Here is a 16,855-nt window from a genome sequence, read left to right on the forward strand (position 1 = left end):
TCGGAGTATCAGTCACAGTTGTGGTGACTTTATCGGTCCCAGGAACCAGATTTTCGAAATGCTCGCCGCCGGTTACACCTTTGATAGCGGTGGTAACGGTTTGATCGCCTTTATAGACATCATCAGGAGCTACGACCGTGACGGTGCCGCTCGACTGATTAACGCCGATGGTGATTGTTTGGCCGTTATCCAGTGTCACGGTCAACGGGTTGGTGATGTTGGTCACCGCGTTACCCGACTTGTCGACCAGCGAAGCGGTGTAAACGATGTTGCCGCCTTCGCCGATAGTGTTGGTCGCGGTCAGAACCACATCAACTTTGTCGATGGTGTCGTTAATCGTCGTGGTCGCACCATTGCCCGCAACTTCCAACTTCTCGAAGTTGCCGCCAGCGGTGTCGGTGATCTTGACCGTCTGAGTGCTCTTATCGATGAACACGTCATCGCTAGGTGCTGGGACAGTAACGGTCCCGACGGTGTCGCCCGCCTTGATGGTGATGGTCGAGCCATTATCGAGTTTCAGAGTGACGTCAGTGCCCGCTTTGTTAGAAAGCGTAGCGGTGTACGTAATCTGACCACCTTCGTTCGCCTCGGTCGGCGCGGTCAGCGTCACGGTTGTGGTGTCGATCGAATCTGTGATGGTGGTGACCGCTGGTGTCGTGCTCGGCACCAGGTTTTCGAAGTTGCCGCCCGTCGCGCCCGTAATAGTGGTGCTGACAGTGCTGCCGTTGACGTAGACATCGTTCGGCGGGGTGTCGACGACTACGGTGCCAACCGACTCACCCGCTTTGATCGTGATCACCGAGCCATTGCTCAAGGTGACAGTCACCGGCGTCTGCGCCGGGTTGGTCAACGTGGCGGTGTAGGTGATCTGGCCACCTTCGGTCACGGTCTCACCGGCCGTCAACGTGACGGTAGTGGTGTCGATCGAATCAACAATGGTGGTGACCGCAGGCGTGGTGCTCGGCACCAAGTTCTCAAAGTTACCGCCGGTTGCACCGGTAATTGTGGTGCTGACGGTAGAACCGTTGTTGTAAACATCGTTAGCCGGCGTCTCCACGACTACAGTGCCAACCGACTCGCCTGCCTTGATGGTGATCACCGAGCCATTGCTCAAAGTGACAGTCACTGGCGTCTGCGCCGGGTTGGTCAAGGTGGCGGTGTAGGTGATCTGGCCGCCTTCGGTCACGGTCTCGCCTGCGGTCAGCGTGACCGTGGTGGTGTCGATCGAGTCCGTAATCGTGGTGACCGCAGGCGTAGTGCTCGGTACCAGATTTTCAAAGTTACCGCCGGTCGCACCGGTAATGGTGGTCGTGACGGTCGAACCGTTGTTGTAGACGTCGTTAGCCGGCGTATCCACGACTACGGTGCCAACCGACTCACCGGCCTTGATGGTGATCACCGAGCCATTGCTCAAAGTGACAGTCACCGGTGTCTGCGCGGGGTTGGTTAAGGTCGCGGTGTAAGTAATCTGCCCGCCTTCAGTCACGGTCTGGCCAGCAGTCAGCGTGACAGTCGTGGTGTCGATCGAGTCCGTAATCGTAGTAACCGCAGGCGTAGTGCTCGGTACCAGATTTTCAAAGTTGCCGCCGGTCGCGCCAGTAATGGTGGTCGAGACGGTCGAACCATTGTTGTAAACGTCGTTAGCCGGGGTATCCACGACCACCGTGCCGACGGACTCGCCGGCCTTGATGGTAATCACCGAGCCATTGCTCAAGGTGACAGTCACCGGCGTTTGCGCCGGGTTGGTCAAGGTGGCGGTGTAGGTGATCTGGCCGCCTTCAGTCACCGTCTCACCCGCCGTCAGCGTGACGGTGGTGGTGTCGATGGTGTCGGTAATCTGCGTCACGGCCGGGTTAGGGTCGATGGTCAGCACCAGGTTGTTGCCGCCGGTGGTGCCGGTGACGGTGACGCTGATCTGGCTTGGGTCGATGTACGGGCTGTCATTTGGCGCCAGCGGTACATTGACGGTGCCGGTCGTCTGGCCGGCAGGGATAGTGATCACCGCACCGTTGGACAGGGTGATGCTCAGGTTGCTGGACGGCGCCTGGGTCACAGTGGCGGTGTAGGTCAGTACGCCGCCGGCCTCGGTGATGGTCGGGGTCGCGCTCAGGGTCAGGGTCGAGGGCTGCAACACCAGGTTGCCTGTTTCGCTGGAGCCTTGGGCGCCCGTGAGTTGAGTTTGCGTCGAGGTGCCCTGGCCAAGCGGGCCGGTCGGGAAGCCGATGGTTGGGTCGACGCGGCCGGCGGTCGCGTCCAGCACTACGAAGCTGTGGCCGCCGCCCGCCGCGCCGGTACCCGTAGCGTTGGCGCCTGCGGCAGTGGCTTCCAGGTCGGTGGTCGGGTCGGCGCCGGCGGCGATGGCTTGCTGCAGCTCGGCAACCGAAGGCGCGGCTTGCTCGGTGGCGGCGGCCAAGTCGAGGCTGGAGTCCGGCAGATCGGCGCTCCACTGAGTATCCCGACCCAAGTCCAGCGTGCGGCCATCGGCCAGTTCAAGGCTGACCGCGCCGGACATGCCAGTGTCTATCTGGTCACCCGCGAACAGGCGGTCGCCTTCAACCAGAACGCGGCGCGCCCCCTCCGGAGAAATAACGAAAACTTGACCAACAATGCTTTTGACGATGGCAACAACACTGCTCATTAAAATTTTCTCCGGTGTTCCGTTCTGATGAAATCCATGTGGCAGCCCAAGTTAGGACGCCAGATAGGAGGGGCGTAGTCTATGATGTTAATGACGTCAAATAATTGGCTAGATTTTTTAGTAATCTAGTTTATGCCAAACTATTGACCTTCTGGTCGCCATCCTAAACAATCGCTTCCGTAATGTCACATTGATATTTATGCGGCGAACCGTCCTACATGTGTGAAGCAGTTCCGCTCTTTGAACTTTCCGACGTACGGTCATTACGGTAGCCATTATCCGACGCAGCGGTGCCAATCGCTGTGATTTAAGACAAGAAGTCCTGGGGAATTTTTTAAATGCGTCGTCACCTGTTCAAGGCAATACCGTTCGTTCTCGCCGCCAGTTTTGTACAAGCCCAAACATTGCCCCAGGCCATGCAACAGGCCCTGGATGTGCACCCGGAAATCCAAGCCGGGGTTAACAGCCGTATCGCTGCCGATTACCAATTGCGCGCCGCACAAGGTGGTTACCTGCCTCGCGTTGACCTGAACGCCGGTTACGGCCGTGAAGGCACCGACAACTCCACCACTCGCGCCGTCAACGGCCCAAACGGCAACCACTGGGACACGCTCAACCGCGGCGAATCCAGCCTGCGCCTGCAGCAAATGATTTTTGACGGCTTCGCCACGTCCAGCGAAGTCGGCCGTCAACAAGCCAACGTCAATTCCCGTGCCTACTCCCTACTCGGCACCTCCGAGCGCACCGGGTTGACCGTCGCCCAGGTGTACCTGGATGTACTGACCCGTCGTGAGTTCGTGCGCCTGGCTGAAGAAAACCTGCGCAACCACGAACGCATTTACGACCAGATCAAGTTGCGCACCCAGCGCGGCGTCGGCAACGGTGCCGACCAGGACCAGGCCGAAGCGCGTCTGGCCCAGGCCCGCAACAACCTGATCACCGAGCAGACCAACCTCTCCGACTCGCAGGTCAACTACCTCAGCGCCGTCGGCCAGATGCCCGACCAGCTCGAGCGCCCGGCGCCGTTCATGGCCATGCTGCCGGCTGACCTGAATGAAGCGCGTCGCCAGATGCTCGACAACAGCCCGATCCTGCGTTCGGCCGAGTCGGATATCTCCGCCGCCGAAAGCCAGTACGAAGCCGCCAAATCCAGCTTCTACCCGCGCTTTGATGCCGAGCTTGGTACCAACGCCGACAACAACGTTTCCGGCGATGCCAGCCACAACAACGGCTGGGAAGCCATGGTGCGCATGCGCTTCAACCTGTTTGCCGGTGGCAGCAACAAGGCTGACCTGCAATCCAAGTCGTACCAGGCAAGCCAGGCACTGGACATCCGCAACAACGCTTTGCGCCAGCTCAACGAAGAACTGGGCCTGGCCTGGAACGCCTTGAACAACGCGAATTCGCAGTTGCCGGTGGCCCAGCAGTACGTGGATCACAGCACCCGTGTGCGTACCTCCTATCAGCAGCAGTTTAGTCTGGGTCAGCGAACCCTGCTGGATTTGCTCGACAGCGAGAACGAATTGTTCACCGCTTCGCGTCGTTTGGAAGAGATCAAGAACATTCAGTTATTTACTCAATATCGAATCAAGGCGACCATGGGTGAATTGCTCAAGAGCCAGGGAGTGGTCGCACCGATGGCCTCCGTCGTGCAGAACGACGTGAAGCCTAAAGTCCAACTGCCCGGGATGAATTGAGCTACACCTATAGCCCAATTGTTAGTCGAGAGTGCAGCGCGTGGAATCCGAAGTCGGTCGAGTTCATCTCAGTCATGATCCACGCACGCTGCACGACGACCCGTTATTAGACGGGTTGTTGGCGCTCTGTGCCCTGCATCAAAAACCGGCCAGCGCGGCCATGCTCACCACGGGCCTGCCGTTGCCCTCGCAGCGCCTGAGTGCCGAGCTGCTGCCGCGTGCAGCCGCGCGCGCCGGGCTGCAAGGCCGTGTGCTGCAACGCAAGCTGGAACAGATCCCGACGATTGCACTGCCGGCGCTGCTGTTGCTCAAAGACGGTCGCAGTGCCGTATTGGTGGGTTGGCAAGGCGAAGATGAAGCACGGATCCTGCTCAGCGAAAGCGACGGCGGTGAGGTGCTGATCAAGCGCGAGGCGTTGGCCGATGACTACATCGGCAAAGTCTTCTTTGCCCAGCCGCAGCACAAATTCGACGTCAACCACGGCACCCTGATCCCTCGGGCGCGTTCGTGGTTCCGTGACACCCTCAAGCGCTCGCGCTGGCTCTACACCGACGCCATTGCCGCCAGCTTCCTGATCAACATCATCGCGATGGCCGCGCCGTTGTTCGTGATGAACGTGTACGACCGTGTGGTGCCCAACCAGGCTACGGCGACCTTGTGGGTGCTGGCCGTGGGTATCTGCGGCGCGTACTTGTTTGACCTGATCCTCAAAAGCCTGCGCAGCCTGTGCCTGGACCTGGCCGGTAAAAAGACCGACCTGATCATTTCGGCCACGCTGTTCGAGCGCATTGTCGGCATGTCCATGAAGTACCGGCCGGCACGGGTCGGCAGCTTCGCGCAGAACATCCATGAGTTTCAGAGCCTGCGCGATTTTCTCGCCTCGCTGACCCTCACCAGCCTGATCGACCTGCCGTTTACCCTGCTGATCTTCCTGGTGATCGCCATCCTCGGCGGCCACTTGGTATGGGTGCCGGTGCTGGCGTTCCCCATTGCCCTGGGCATCGGCTACGCCCTGCAAAAGCCGCTGGTGGCGACCATGGAACGAACCATGGCCCTGGCCGCCGAGCGCCAGTCGAGCCTGATCGAAACCCTCGCCGGGTTGGACGCGGTCAAGGTCAACAACGCCGAGAGCGAGCGTCAGTACGGTTGGGAACAGACCATCGGCACCCTCAGCCGCCTTGAGCTGCGCGTGAAGTTGCTGTCGGGCCTGTCGATGAACATGACCCTGCTGATCCAGCAACTGGCTGGCGTGATCATGATCGTGTTCGGCGTGTACCAGATCATCGACGGCAACCTCAGCATGGGCGGCCTGATTGCCTGCTACATGCTCAGTGGCCGCGCCTTGAGCCCACTGGCCTCACTGTCGGGCCTGCTGACCCGTTACCAGCAAGCCAAGGTCACCATGACCTCGGTGGACCAGATGATGGAGCTGCCCCAAGAGCGCAATTTCGAAGAGCGCCCGATGAGCCGTCGCACCCTGCAAGGTGCCATCGAGTGCCGGGGCCTGAACTTCACTTACCCGAACCAACAGAACGCCGCGTTGAAAAACATCAACCTGATGATCAAACCGGGCGAAAAAATCGGCATTATCGGCCGCAGTGGCTCGGGTAAAAGCTCCCTCGCCAAACTGATCGTCGGCCTTTACCAGCCCGACTCCGGCGCCTTGCTGGTGGACGGCGTGGACGTACGCCAGATCGACGTGAGCGAACTGCGCCACAACATCGGCTACGTCGCCCAAGACATCCAATTGCTGGCCGGCACCCTGCGCGACAACCTGGTCTCGGGTGCGCGTTATGTAGAAGACGAAATGGTCCTGCAAGCTGCCGAACTGGCCGGTGTGCACGAATTCGCGCGCCTGCACCCCCAAGGTTATGAGCTGCAAGTTGGCGAGCGTGGGCAGAACCTGTCCGGCGGCCAGCGGCAAAACGTCGCCCTGGCGCGCGCGCTATTGCTCAACCCGCCCATCCTGCTGTTGGACGAACCCACCAGCGCCATGGACAACACCGGTGAAGAACGCTTGAAACAACGTCTGCAAGCCGTGGTGCAAAACAAGACCGTGGTGCTGGTCACCCACCGTGCCTCACTGCTCTCCCTGGTGGACCGCCTGCTGGTGGTCGACCGTGGGCAGATCCTCGCGGACGGCCCGAAAGCCGTGGTTATGGAAGCGTTGAAAAAGGGGCAGATCAGTGTTGCTTAACTCCATCAAAAGCGCGGTTGGCCGCTACTTCAAAGGCACCGACTCGTTGCAGGGCCAGCCCCTGCCTGAGGTCAACAAAGCGCTGATCGAAGATGCACCGCGGGTAATCCGCCTGACCATCTGGGCGATCATCGCGTTCTTCGTATTCCTGGTGGTGTGGGCGGGTTTCTCCAGCATCGACGAAGTCACCCGAGGCGACGGCAAGGCGATTCCGTCGTCCAAGCTGCAGAAAATCCAGAACCTGGAAGGCGGTATCGTCTCCGAGTTGTACGTCAAGGAAGGCCAGATCGTAGAGGCTGGCGCGCCGTTGATTCGCCTCGACGACACGCGGTTTGTCTCCAACGCTGGTGAAACCGAAGCCTTGCGCCTGGCCATGCAACTGCGCGTTGAGCGCTTGAGTGCGCAGGTGGATGACCGCCCGCTGAACATCCCCGACGACGTGCTCAAGGCCGCGCCGAGCCAGGCCGCCAACGAGCGCTCCTTGTATGAAAGCCGCCGCCAGCAGTTGAAAGACGAAGTCGGTGGTTTGCAGGAGCAACTGGTGCAGCGCCAACAGGAACTGCGCGAGTTCAGTTCCAAGCAAGGCCAGTACCGCAGCCAGTTGTCCCTGCAACGCCAGGAAATCAACATGTCCGAGCCGCTGGTGGCCCAGGGCGCGGTATCGCCGGTGGAAGTGCTGCGCCTCAAGCGTGCCGAAATGGAAACCCGTGGCCAGTTGGACGCCACCACCCTGGCGATTCCCCGCGCCGAATCGGCGATCAAGGAAGTGCAGCGCAAGATCGACGAAACCCGTGGCAAATTCCGCAGCGAAGCGCTGACCCAGCTCAACGAAGCCCGCACCGAACTGAACAAGGCCGAATCCACCGGTCGCGCCCTGGAAGACCGCGTCAGCCGTACGCTGGTCACCTCGCCGGTACGCGGTATCGTCAAGCAATTGCTGGTCAACACCGTTGGCGGCGTGATCCAGCCGGGCAGCGACATGGTCGAAATCGTGCCGCTCAACGACACCCTGCTGGTGGAAGCCAAGATTCGCCCGCAAGACATCGCCTTCCTGCACCCGGGGCAAGAAGCGATCGTCAAATTCACCGCCTATGACTACACCATCTATGGCGGCCTGAAGGCCAAGCTCGAACGCATCGGCGCTGACACCATCACCGATGAAGACAAGAAAACCACCTACTACATGATCACCCTGCGCACCGACCGCAGCCACTTGGGCACCGATGAGAAGCCACTGCTGATCATCCCCGGCATGGTCGCCTCGGTGGATATCATTACCGGCAAGAAAAGCATCCTGAGCTACCTGCTCAAGCCGATCATCAAGGCGCGGGCCGAGGCGTTGCACGAGCGGTAATCTCTATCACCTGCCAGGGCCTCATCGCAGGCAAGCCAGCTCCCACATTTGAATGTGTTCACAAATCAAAATGTGGGAGCTGGCTTGCCTGCGATGGCGCCATCAGCATCACCGCAGATCCCAACCCTAATGCATATCGATATTCACTAACGGTATTTAATCGCCCGTTCTTATATCTATAAAGTCACTCCCCTGTCCGACCGGGAGTGCCTTCATGTCCGCCACCTCTACTGTTCCAACAGCGACCTCTACCGCTCAGTCCTTCGACATCCGCCCATTCCCCGGCAGCGTCGGCGCCGAGATCATCGGCCTGGATTTATCCCACCCGGTCAACGACCAGGACTTCGCACGCATCCACCGCGCGCACCTGGACCACCACGTCGTGGTATTTCGCGACCAACGCATCACCCCCGAACAACAGATCGCCTTCAGCCGCCGCTTCGGCGTGTTGCAGATCCATGTGCTCAAACAGTTCCTGCTGGCCAATCACCCGGAAATCCTGATCGTCTCCAACATCATCGAAAACGGCCAATCCATCGGCCTGGGCGATGCGGGCAAGTTCTGGCATTCGGACCTGTCCTATAAGGAACTGCCAAGCCTGGGCTCGATGCTGCACGCCCAGGAACTGCCCTCTGAAGGCGGCGACACGCTGTTCGCTGACATGCACAAAGCCTGGGACCAACTGCCCAAGCACCTGCGCAACGCCGTGGAAGGCCGCAGCGCCGCGCATTCATATACCGCGCGCTACAGCGAAACTAAATTCGAAGGCAACTGGCGCCCAACGCTGACCCCCGAACAGCTCGCCCAAGTGGCCGAAGTGGTGCACCCAATTGTGCGCACCCACCCGGAAAACGGCCGCAAAGCGCTGTTCGTCAGCGAAGGCTTCACCACCCGCATCGTCGACCTGCCGGAGGATGAAAGCCGCGACCTGCTGGCCCAGCTCTACGCCCACAGCGTGCTGGCGCACAACATCTACCGCCACCAGTGGCAGCCCCACGACCTGGTGTTCTGGGACAACCGCTCGCTGATCCACCTGGCGGCCGGTTGCCCGAGCCATCTGCGCCGCAAGCTGTTTCGCACCACCATCCAGGGCGATGCGCCTTTCTAACCCCCTGCAAGAGAGTTGAAATGAACGCGCCCCTGCAAGGCCACGCGGCCAGCAACCTGAACACCGCCGAACCGTTGCTGGCGGTGGACCATGTCAGCCTCGAATACCGCACGCCCGAGCGCGTGGTGCGGGCCACCCACCAGGTCAGTTTCGAAATCGACCCGGCCGATCGCTACGTGTTGCTCGGCCCTTCGGGCTGCGGCAAATCCACCTTGCTCAAGTCGATCGCCGGGTTTATCAAACCCTGCGAAGGCGAGATCCGCCTGCTCGGGCAAAAGGTCGAAGAGCCTGGCCCGGATCGCATCGTGGTGTTCCAGGAGTTCGACCAGCTGCCGCCGTGGAAAACCGTCAAACAGAACGTGATGTTCCCGCTGTTGGCGTCGAAAACCTTGAAGCGCCGCGAAGCCGAAGAACGCGCGCTGCACTACCTCGAAAAAGTCGGCCTCACGGCCTTCGCCGATGCCTACCCACACACCCTGTCCGGCGGCATGAAAGCCCGTGTAGCCATCGCGCGCGCGCTGGCCATGCAGCCGAAAATCCTGCTGATGGACGAACCCTTCGCCGCCCTCGACGCCCTGACCCGGCGCAAGATGCAGGAAGAATTGTTGCTGCTCTGGGAGGAGGTGCGCTTCACGCTGTTGTTCGTCACCCACTCCATCGAAGAAGCCCTGGTGGTGGGCAATCGCATCCTGTTGCTGTCGCCACACCCTGGGCGCGTGCGGGCGCAAATCCACAGCCATCAATACGACCTGCACAGCCTCGGCGGTGTGGAATTCCAGGCGTCGGCGCGGCGTATTCATCGCCTGTTGTTCGATGAAGCGCCCGAGGCCGAACGTGAGTTGGGTTTCGCCGATATCCGCATCGCTTACTGAAGGGGCCGCCCATGCGCCAGGAATTTGAAGTTAACCTCCAACCGCTGCTCAGCGTCCCCGTGGAGCGCGAACTGCCCTTGCGTCAACGTCTGTGGCAACAAGGCTGGCTGCGCAAGGGCCTGATCCTGATCGTGCTGGCGATCCTGTGGGAAGCGGTTGCCCGTTACCAGAACAACGATTTGCTGCTGCCGAGCTTTTTGCAGACGGCCCAGGCGCTGTTTGATGGCCTGCTCAGTGGCGAGCTGCTGAGCAAAGTGAGCATCTCGCTGGCGGTGCTGATCAAGGGCTACCTGATCGGCATTGTGCTGGCGTTTGCCCTGACCACGTTGGCGGTGTCGACCCAGTTGGGCCGCGACCTGCTCAGCACCCTGACCTCGATGTTCAACCCGTTGCCGGCGATTGCATTACTGCCACTGGCGCTGCTGTGGTTCGGCCTGGGGCAGAACAGCCTGATTTTCGTGCTGGTGCATTCGGTGCTGTGGGCCTTGGCGCTGAACACCTATTCCGGGTTTCTCGGCGTGTCCGAAACCCTGCGCATGGCCGGGCGCAACTACGGCCTCAAGGGTATGCGTTTTGTGCTGTTCATCCTGATCCCGGCGGCGCTGCCGTCGATCCTCGCCGGCCTCAAGATCGGCTGGGCTTTCGCCTGGCGTACGTTGATCGCCGCCGAGCTGGTGTTCGGCGCCACCAGCGGCAAGGGCGGGTTGGGTTGGTACATCTTTCAGAACCGCAACGAGCTGTACACCGACAAGGTGTTTGCCGGGTTGGCGGTGGTGATTCTGATCGGCTTGCTGGTGGAGAACCTGGTGTTCGACACCTTCGAACGGCTGACGGTGAAACGCTGGGGCATGCAGCGCTAAATAGGAATAATTGCTCTTTGTCCGCGCTGGCGCTGATAATGCTGCCCGAACCTGACGTCGCCCTGGCGTCAGGCATGTCTGGTAAAAGGATTTACGAAGATGCGGCTTTTTGTCTTGGCAGCGGCCTTGTTGTTATCGACTTCGGTTTTTGCTCAATTCGCGCCTGAAGCGGTTTTGATGCCCAAGCCGCATTACCCTCAAAACATGATCAACACCCAGGGGCATGCGCGCATCAGCCTGAATATTCACAGCGACGGAACGGTCAGCGATGTAAAAGCGCTCAGCGCCACCCAGCCTGCTTTCGGCGCCGCCGGCGTGGACTCGGCCACACAATGGCGCTTCAAACCCTGGACGGTGACGGCCGATCAGCCAGCGGTCATCGAGGCGCACAACGACATGATCTTCTCGCCTGAACCGGCGCGCACTGAAGCGGTTCAACTGACCTTTACGCAAACCACCTATCAATCCTGCCGCGCGTTGAACGAAGAAGTCAGCCAGTTCCGTCGCGACCATCCCACCCGCCCGTTAATTGCCATGAAGAGCTTTGCCATCACCCGTGTGGCGGTGATGTTCCCGGCGTTAAGCGGTAAAAGTGACTACAACGAAGGCCTGGCTCGCGCCGATGAGCTGGAAAACGCTTTGCCGGAAATCGTGCGCAAGTGCCAGGCGAATCCCAAATCCACCTTCGCCCAATACCTGCCTCGCAGCCTGAGGCGTTACCTGTAAAGCCTGCTACGATTGCGCCCAGTTCACTCCCCACTGACCACGAGTGCTTGGCATGCAACTTCCGGACATGAACCTGTTGGTCGCCCTCGACGCCTTGCTCGACGAGGGCAGCGTGGTCGGCGCCGCGCGGCGCATGAACCTCAGCCCGGCGGCCATGAGCCGCACCCTCACACGCATTCGCGAGGCGGTGGGCGATCCGATCCTGGTGCGCGCCGGTCGCGGCCTGGTGCCGACGCCCAAGGCCCTGCAGCTGCAAGGCCAGGTGCGCAGTGTGGTGGAGCAGGCGGCGTTGTTGTTTCGCTCGGCGGATCAGGTTGACCTGAGCACCTTGCGCCGGCGTTTCAGCGTGCGTGCCAATGACTTCTTTATCGGTGTGTATGGCGGTCGCCTGTTCGACACCATGGAACGCGTGGCACCGCTGTGCGAGCTGTGCTTCGTGCCCGAAGGCGACACCGACGACGAGGCGCTGCGCGAAGGGCGGCTGGACCTGCGAGTAAGCAACACCATGCCCTCCAGCCCCGAAGTGAAGGTGCAGAACCTGTTCTCCACCACCTTTGTCGGCCTGGCGCGGCAAGATCACCCGTTGTTCGACGAAGAAATCACCGCCGCACGTTTTGCCAGCTATTCCCACATCAGCATTTCGCGGCGCGGCATCGCTCGCGGGCCGATCGACACCGCGTTGAATGCCCAGGGCCTGGAGCGCCGCGTGGCGATGATCGCCCCAGGCTTCCATGGCGCGATGTTCATGCTGACCGACTCCGACCTGCTGCTGCCGGTGCCCAAGGAAGCCCTCTTGAGCGCCACCCGCCTGAACCTGCCACTGCGCTCATTCCCGCTGCCGATTTCCCTGCCGACCCTGGTGCTCGCGCAATCCTGGCACCCACGTTTCGACAAAGACCCGGCCCACAAATGGCTGCGCGAAACCATGCGCGAGAGCTGCCATGCCACCTGGCTGGAAGCCCAGCCCACCTGAATCTCAGGTGCACTCGATCAAAATGTGGGAGCTGGCTTGCCTGCGATAGCATCACCGCACTTTTGCAGGCAGACCGAATTGTTTGCATCGCTGGCAAGCCGGGCGCCCACAGGATCAAGCTACGGCCAACAGTTGCGTCTGACGCACTTATAACCTGCCGACAAGTAACTTTTTTGTCATGTGTGTGCCTGATTAAACTGCTCGGGTATTTCTAATCCCGAGTTACTTGTTCATGACATCCCTCGCTGCCCCCGCTCTCCAGGCTGCAGCCAAACCCACTGCGCTCAACCCGCCCGTGTTCGGCCCACGCATCATCATCGGCCTGGTCGGCGTGCTGTTGGCGGTGCTGGTGTCCGGCCTCAATGAGATGGTCACCAAGGTGGCCCTCGCGGATATCCGTGGTGCGCTGTACATCGGCTTTGACGAAGGCACCTGGCTGGTCGCCGCCTACACCGCGACCTCGGTGGCGGCCATGGCGTTTGCGCCGTGGTGCTCGGTGACGTTTTCCCTGCGCCGCTTTACGCTTTGCGCCATCGGCCTGTTCACGGTGCTGGGCATCCTGTGCCCGTTTGCGCCGAACTACGAGACCCTGCTGCTGCTGCGCACCGTGCAAGGCCTGGCCGGTGGCGCGTTGCCGCCGATGTTGATGACCGTGGCGCTGCGCTTCCTGCCGGCCAACGTCAAACTGTACGGCCTGGCCGGCTACGCGCTCACCGCCACCTTCGGCCCAAGCCTGGGCACGCCGTTGGCTGCGCTGTGGACCGAATACGTCGGCTGGCAGTGGGCGTTCTGGCAAATCGTTGCGCCGTGCCTGCTGGCGATGGCTGCCGTGGCCTACGGCTTACCGCAGGATCCGCTGCGCCTGGAGCGCTTCAAGCAGTTCAACTGGCGCGGCCTGCTGCTGGGCTTCCCGGCGATCTGCATGCTGGTGATCGGCCTGTTGCAGGGCAATCGCCTGGACTGGTTCGAGTCCGGCCTGATCACCTTCCTGTTGAGCGCGGGCACGCTGTTGCTGGTGCTGTTTCTGGTGAATGAATGGTCGCAGCCGATTCCGTTCTTCAAGTTGCAGATGCTCGGCCTGCGCAACCTGGCCTTTGCCTTGATCGTGCTGGCGGGCGTGCTGATGGTGCTGACCTCAGTGATCATCATCCCCTCGAGCTTCCTCGCCCAGGTCCAGGGTTACCGGCCGCTGCAAACCGCGCCAGTGATGCTGCTGATGGCGTTGCCGCAGTTGATCGCGCTGCCGCTGGTGGCGGCGCTGTGCAACCTGCGCTGGGTCGATTGCCGGTGGGTACTGGGGATCGGGTTGAGCATGCTGGTGCTGTGTTGCATTGGCAGCGCGCACCTGACCTCGGAGTGGATTCGCGACGACTTCTATGGCCTGTACCTGCTGCAAATCTTCGGGCAACCCATGGCGGTGTTGCCGCTGCTGATGCTGTCCACCGGCAGCATCCAACCGATAGATGGGCCGTTCGCCTCGGCTTGGTTCAACACCGTCAAAGGCCTTGCGGCGGTGGTCGCCACCGCCGTGATTGATGTGCTGACCACCCAGCGCCTGCACTTTCACTCAACCATGCTGGTGGACCGACTGGGCAACTCGCCCCTGGCCGACGGCGACGCGCCGGGCCTGGCGCACCGGCTGCATGAGCAGGCCGTGGTGCTGACCTCTTCGGACCTTTATTACGTCATGGCGGGTGTCGCAGTGGCGTTGATCCTGCTGATTTTCTGGATGCCCACGCGGATTTTTCCGCCGCGCGCACCGACCTAGCACAAGGAATTTTCATGAAACGCAAAGACAAAATTGCCGTCTCCGTTATCGCCGTGTTTGCCGTCGGCGTGCTGGTGTACCTGGTCGCGCCCGGCCTGTTGGGCAGCAAGCGCCAGACCACCAACGACGCCTTCGTCGCCGCCGACTTCACCCTGGTGGCGCCGCGCGTAGCCGGTTTTATCAAGGAAGTGCTGGTAGAAGACAACCAGCGCGTCAAGGCTGGCCAACTGTTGGCGCTGATCGACGACCGCGACTTTCGCGCCGCCGCGCAGGCTGCCGACGCCGACACGCTTGTCGCCCAAGCCCAACTGAAAAACGCCACCGCGACCCTTGAGCGCCAGAGCTCGGTGATCGCCCAGGCCCAGGCCACCGTGGCGGCAGACCGCGCCGAAGTGGCCTTCGCCGAGCACGAACTGAACCGCTACAACCACCTCGCCGGTGTTGGCGCGGGCACCGTACAGAACGCCCAGCAGGCCAAGACCCGCATCGACCAGGCCACCGCACGCCTGGCCAATGCCACGGCGGTGCTGGCGGCCGAGCGCAAGCAGGTGGAGATCCTCACCGCCCAGCGCGATGCCGCCGAAGGTGGGCTCAAGCGCGCCCAGGCGGCGTTGGAAATGGCCAGCTATCAGCTGTCCTACACGCGCATTGTGGCGCCGGTGGATGGCATGGTCGGTGAACGCGCGGTGCGCGTCGGTGCGTATGTGACGCCGGGCAGCAAGATCCTCGCCGTGGTGCCGTTGGCCGAGGCTTATGTGGTGGCCAACTTTCAGGAAACCCAACTGTGGCATATGCACGCCGGCCAAGCCGTGCAGGTGCGCGTCGACAGCCTCGACGGCGAACTGCTCAAGGGCCACCTGGAAAGCCTCGCGCCGGCTACCGGGGTGACCTTTGCGTCGGTCAAACCCGACAACGCCACCGGTAACTTCACCAAGGTGGTGCAACGCATCCCAGTGAAAATCGTGCTCGAACCCAATCAGCCACTGACCGAGCGCCTGCGTGTCGGCATGTCGGTGGAAGCCAGCGTCGACACCCAATCAGTCGCGCAGCCGCGTGAGGTGGCCCAGCAATGAAGCCGTTTGCCTGGCTCACCTTGAGCCTGATCAGCCTGAGCGCCTGCACCGTCGGCCCGGATTTCCAGCGGCCACAAAGCCCGCAAGTCACCCAATGGAGCGAGCCCCAGGGCCGGCAGGCTGCCAGCCGCGCCGTCACCGATCCTTTGCAAGAGCGTTGGTGGGACGTGTTTCACGACGAACAGCTCTCGGCCCTCACACGCCGCGCCCTTACCGACAACCTTGACCTGAAACTGGCCAGCAGCCGCTTGCAACAAAGCCGTGCCGTGCGCCAGGTGACCACCGCCGAGCGCTATCCCAATGTCGATGCCACGGGGGCTTACCAGCGCAAACGCAATAGCGGCAAAGGCTTGAGCGACCCCTCCGGCGAGAACGGCCGTTCGGCGTTCAACCAGTGGGACATGGGCTTCTCCGCCGCCTGGGAGCTGGACCTCTGGGGCCGGGTCAAACGCGAAACCGAAGCCGCTGACGCCACCCTGCAAGTCGCCGAAAACGACCGCCGCGCCGTGCTGCTGTCGGTGCTTGCCGAGACCGCCCAGGACTACATCCAACTGCGCGGTGTGCAGAACACCCGCGCCGTCACCGAGCAAAACCTCGATGTTGCGCGCCACAGCCTCAAGCTCTCGCAACTGCGCCTGGCCGACGGCGTAGCGACTGACCTGGACGTGGCCGAAGCCGCCGCCCAAGTAGCCGCCATCGAAGCACGGCTGCCGGATTTGCAGCAGCGCCAGGACCAACTGATCAACGCCCTGAGCCTGTTGATGGGCGAGCCGCCGCAAGCGCTGCATGCGCAATTGTCCAAGGATGCTGCCGTGCCGCAAACCCAACGCCAGGTCGCCATTGGCCTGCCGTCGGAACTTGCCGAACGCCGCCCAGACATCCGCCAGGCCGAGGCGCGCCTGCACGCCGCAACCGCCACTATCGGCGTGGCCAAGGGGGATTTCTACCCGCGTATCACCTTGTCCGGCAGCCTCGGTTCACAGGCCATGCAACTGTCGGATTTCGGCTCGTGGGGCTCGCGCGCGTTTGCCTTCGGCCCGCAATTCAGCTTGCCGCTGTTCAATGGCGGCCGGCTGCAAGGCGTGTTGAACCTGCGTGAAGCGCAGCAACAGGAAGCCGCGCTCGCCTACCAGCAAACCGTGCTGCGCGCCTGGCATGAGATCGACGACCAACTGACCCGCTACAACGCCAGCCAACTGCGCCGCGACAGCCTTGCCGAAGCGGTGCGCCAAAACCAGATCGCCTTGAGCACCGCGCAACAGCAGTACGTCGAAGGCGTGGTGGATTTTGTCAACGTGCTGACCGTGCAAAGTGCGCTATTGGCAACGCAGGAGCAGTGGGTGGAAAGCTCCACCGGTGTGTCGTTGGCCATGGTCGGGTTGTACAAGGCGTTGGGTGGCGGTTGGCAATCCGTCTACCCTGAAACAGCCTCCCTTCCTGCAGGCTGAATACAACGCCATGTGGGAGCGGGCTTGCCCGCGATGAGCATAGGTATCTACACATCTTTTTGTGGGTTGAGTTCTTTGGTTGCCGCGGGGGGCGCTGGGTACATATCCGTTATTTGGGTAACGGCTGCTATGGGTTCCGCC

At 61.5% G+C, this 16,855-nt stretch carries 13 protein-coding genes; 12 read left to right on the forward strand and 1 reads right to left on the reverse strand.

The genetic code is table 11. The annotated features are described in order from the left end of the window. Positions 1 to 2,638 (reverse strand): retention module-containing protein (locus tag ACI77I_RS29880; protein WP_406999774.1); only part of this gene is annotated, 2,638 nt, incomplete at its 3' end. A 338-nt stretch (positions 2,639 to 2,976) separates the two neighbouring features. Here ACI77I_RS29880 and ACI77I_RS29885 point away from each other — a divergent pair. From ACI77I_RS29885 to ACI77I_RS29940, 12 genes are all read left to right on the forward strand, one after another. Continuing rightward, a complete protein-coding gene (locus tag ACI77I_RS29885; RefSeq protein WP_094953072.1) occupies positions 2,977 to 4,335 on the forward strand; it encodes a TolC family outer membrane protein in 1,359 nt (452 codons plus the stop codon). 40 nt (positions 4,336 to 4,375) lie between these two features. Further along, the gene (locus tag ACI77I_RS29890) at positions 4,376 to 6,532 is read left to right on the forward strand and encodes a type I secretion system permease/ATPase (RefSeq protein ID WP_094953073.1); all 2,157 of its coding nucleotides are present in this window, start codon (positions 4,376 to 4,378) and stop codon (positions 6,530 to 6,532) included. After that, entirely contained in the window at positions 6,522 to 7,886 is a 1,365-nt protein-coding gene (locus ACI77I_RS29895; protein WP_094953071.1) for an HlyD family type I secretion periplasmic adaptor subunit, read from the forward strand. Before ACI77I_RS29890 ends, ACI77I_RS29895 begins: the two co-directional genes overlap by 11 nt. A 214-nt stretch (positions 7,887 to 8,100) precedes the next feature. Beyond that, positions 8,101 to 8,994 (forward strand): TauD/TfdA family dioxygenase, encoded by an 894-nt coding sequence (locus tag ACI77I_RS29900; protein ID WP_242153746.1) that lies wholly within the window; start codon positions 8,101 to 8,103, stop codon positions 8,992 to 8,994. Positions 8,995 to 9,014: 20 nt separating this feature from the next. Then, the gene (locus ACI77I_RS29905) at positions 9,015 to 9,866 is read left to right on the forward strand and encodes an ABC transporter ATP-binding protein (RefSeq protein ID WP_094953069.1); all 852 of its coding nucleotides are present in this window, start codon (positions 9,015 to 9,017) and stop codon (positions 9,864 to 9,866) included. An 11-nt stretch (positions 9,867 to 9,877) separates the two neighbouring features. Further along, positions 9,878 to 10,726, forward strand: coding sequence for an ABC transporter permease (locus ACI77I_RS29910; RefSeq protein ID WP_094953068.1), 849 nt, complete (start codon positions 9,878 to 9,880; stop codon positions 10,724 to 10,726). Between the two features lie 38 nt (positions 10,727 to 10,764). Further along, complete coding sequence (locus tag ACI77I_RS29915; RefSeq protein WP_256589306.1) at positions 10,765 to 10,893, forward strand: hypothetical protein; 129 nt, start codon at positions 10,765 to 10,767, stop codon at positions 10,891 to 10,893. 10 nt (positions 10,894 to 10,903) lie between these two features. Beyond that, the gene (locus tag ACI77I_RS29920; RefSeq protein ID WP_406999776.1) at positions 10,904 to 11,452 is read left to right on the forward strand and encodes an energy transducer TonB; all 549 of its coding nucleotides are present in this window, start codon (positions 10,904 to 10,906) and stop codon (positions 11,450 to 11,452) included. 52 nt (positions 11,453 to 11,504) lie between these two features. Then, positions 11,505 to 12,425, forward strand: a complete 921-nt coding sequence (locus ACI77I_RS29925) for a LysR family transcriptional regulator (protein WP_094953066.1) — start codon at positions 11,505 to 11,507, stop codon at positions 12,423 to 12,425. 232 nt (positions 12,426 to 12,657) lie between these two features. Continuing rightward, positions 12,658 to 14,193 (forward strand): MFS transporter, encoded by a 1,536-nt coding sequence (locus ACI77I_RS29930; RefSeq protein WP_242153752.1) that lies wholly within the window; start codon positions 12,658 to 12,660, stop codon positions 14,191 to 14,193. 14 nt (positions 14,194 to 14,207) lie between these two features. Continuing rightward, positions 14,208 to 15,266 carry an HlyD family secretion protein gene (locus ACI77I_RS29935; RefSeq protein ID WP_242153755.1) on the forward strand — a complete coding sequence of 353 codons (1,059 nt, stop codon included), beginning with the start codon at positions 14,208 to 14,210 and terminating at the stop codon, positions 15,264 to 15,266. Continuing rightward, on the forward strand, positions 15,263 to 16,714 hold the full coding sequence (locus ACI77I_RS29940; RefSeq protein WP_242153756.1) for an efflux transporter outer membrane subunit: 1,452 nt from the start codon (positions 15,263 to 15,265) through the stop codon (positions 16,712 to 16,714). The genes ACI77I_RS29935 and ACI77I_RS29940 overlap by 4 nt, the downstream gene beginning before the upstream one ends. The last annotated feature ends 141 nt before the right edge of the window (positions 16,715 to 16,855 follow it).

The sequence above is a fragment of the Pseudomonas sp. D47 genome (assembly GCF_045447305.1).
Taxonomy (GTDB): Bacteria; Pseudomonadota; Gammaproteobacteria; order Pseudomonadales; family Pseudomonadaceae; genus Aquipseudomonas.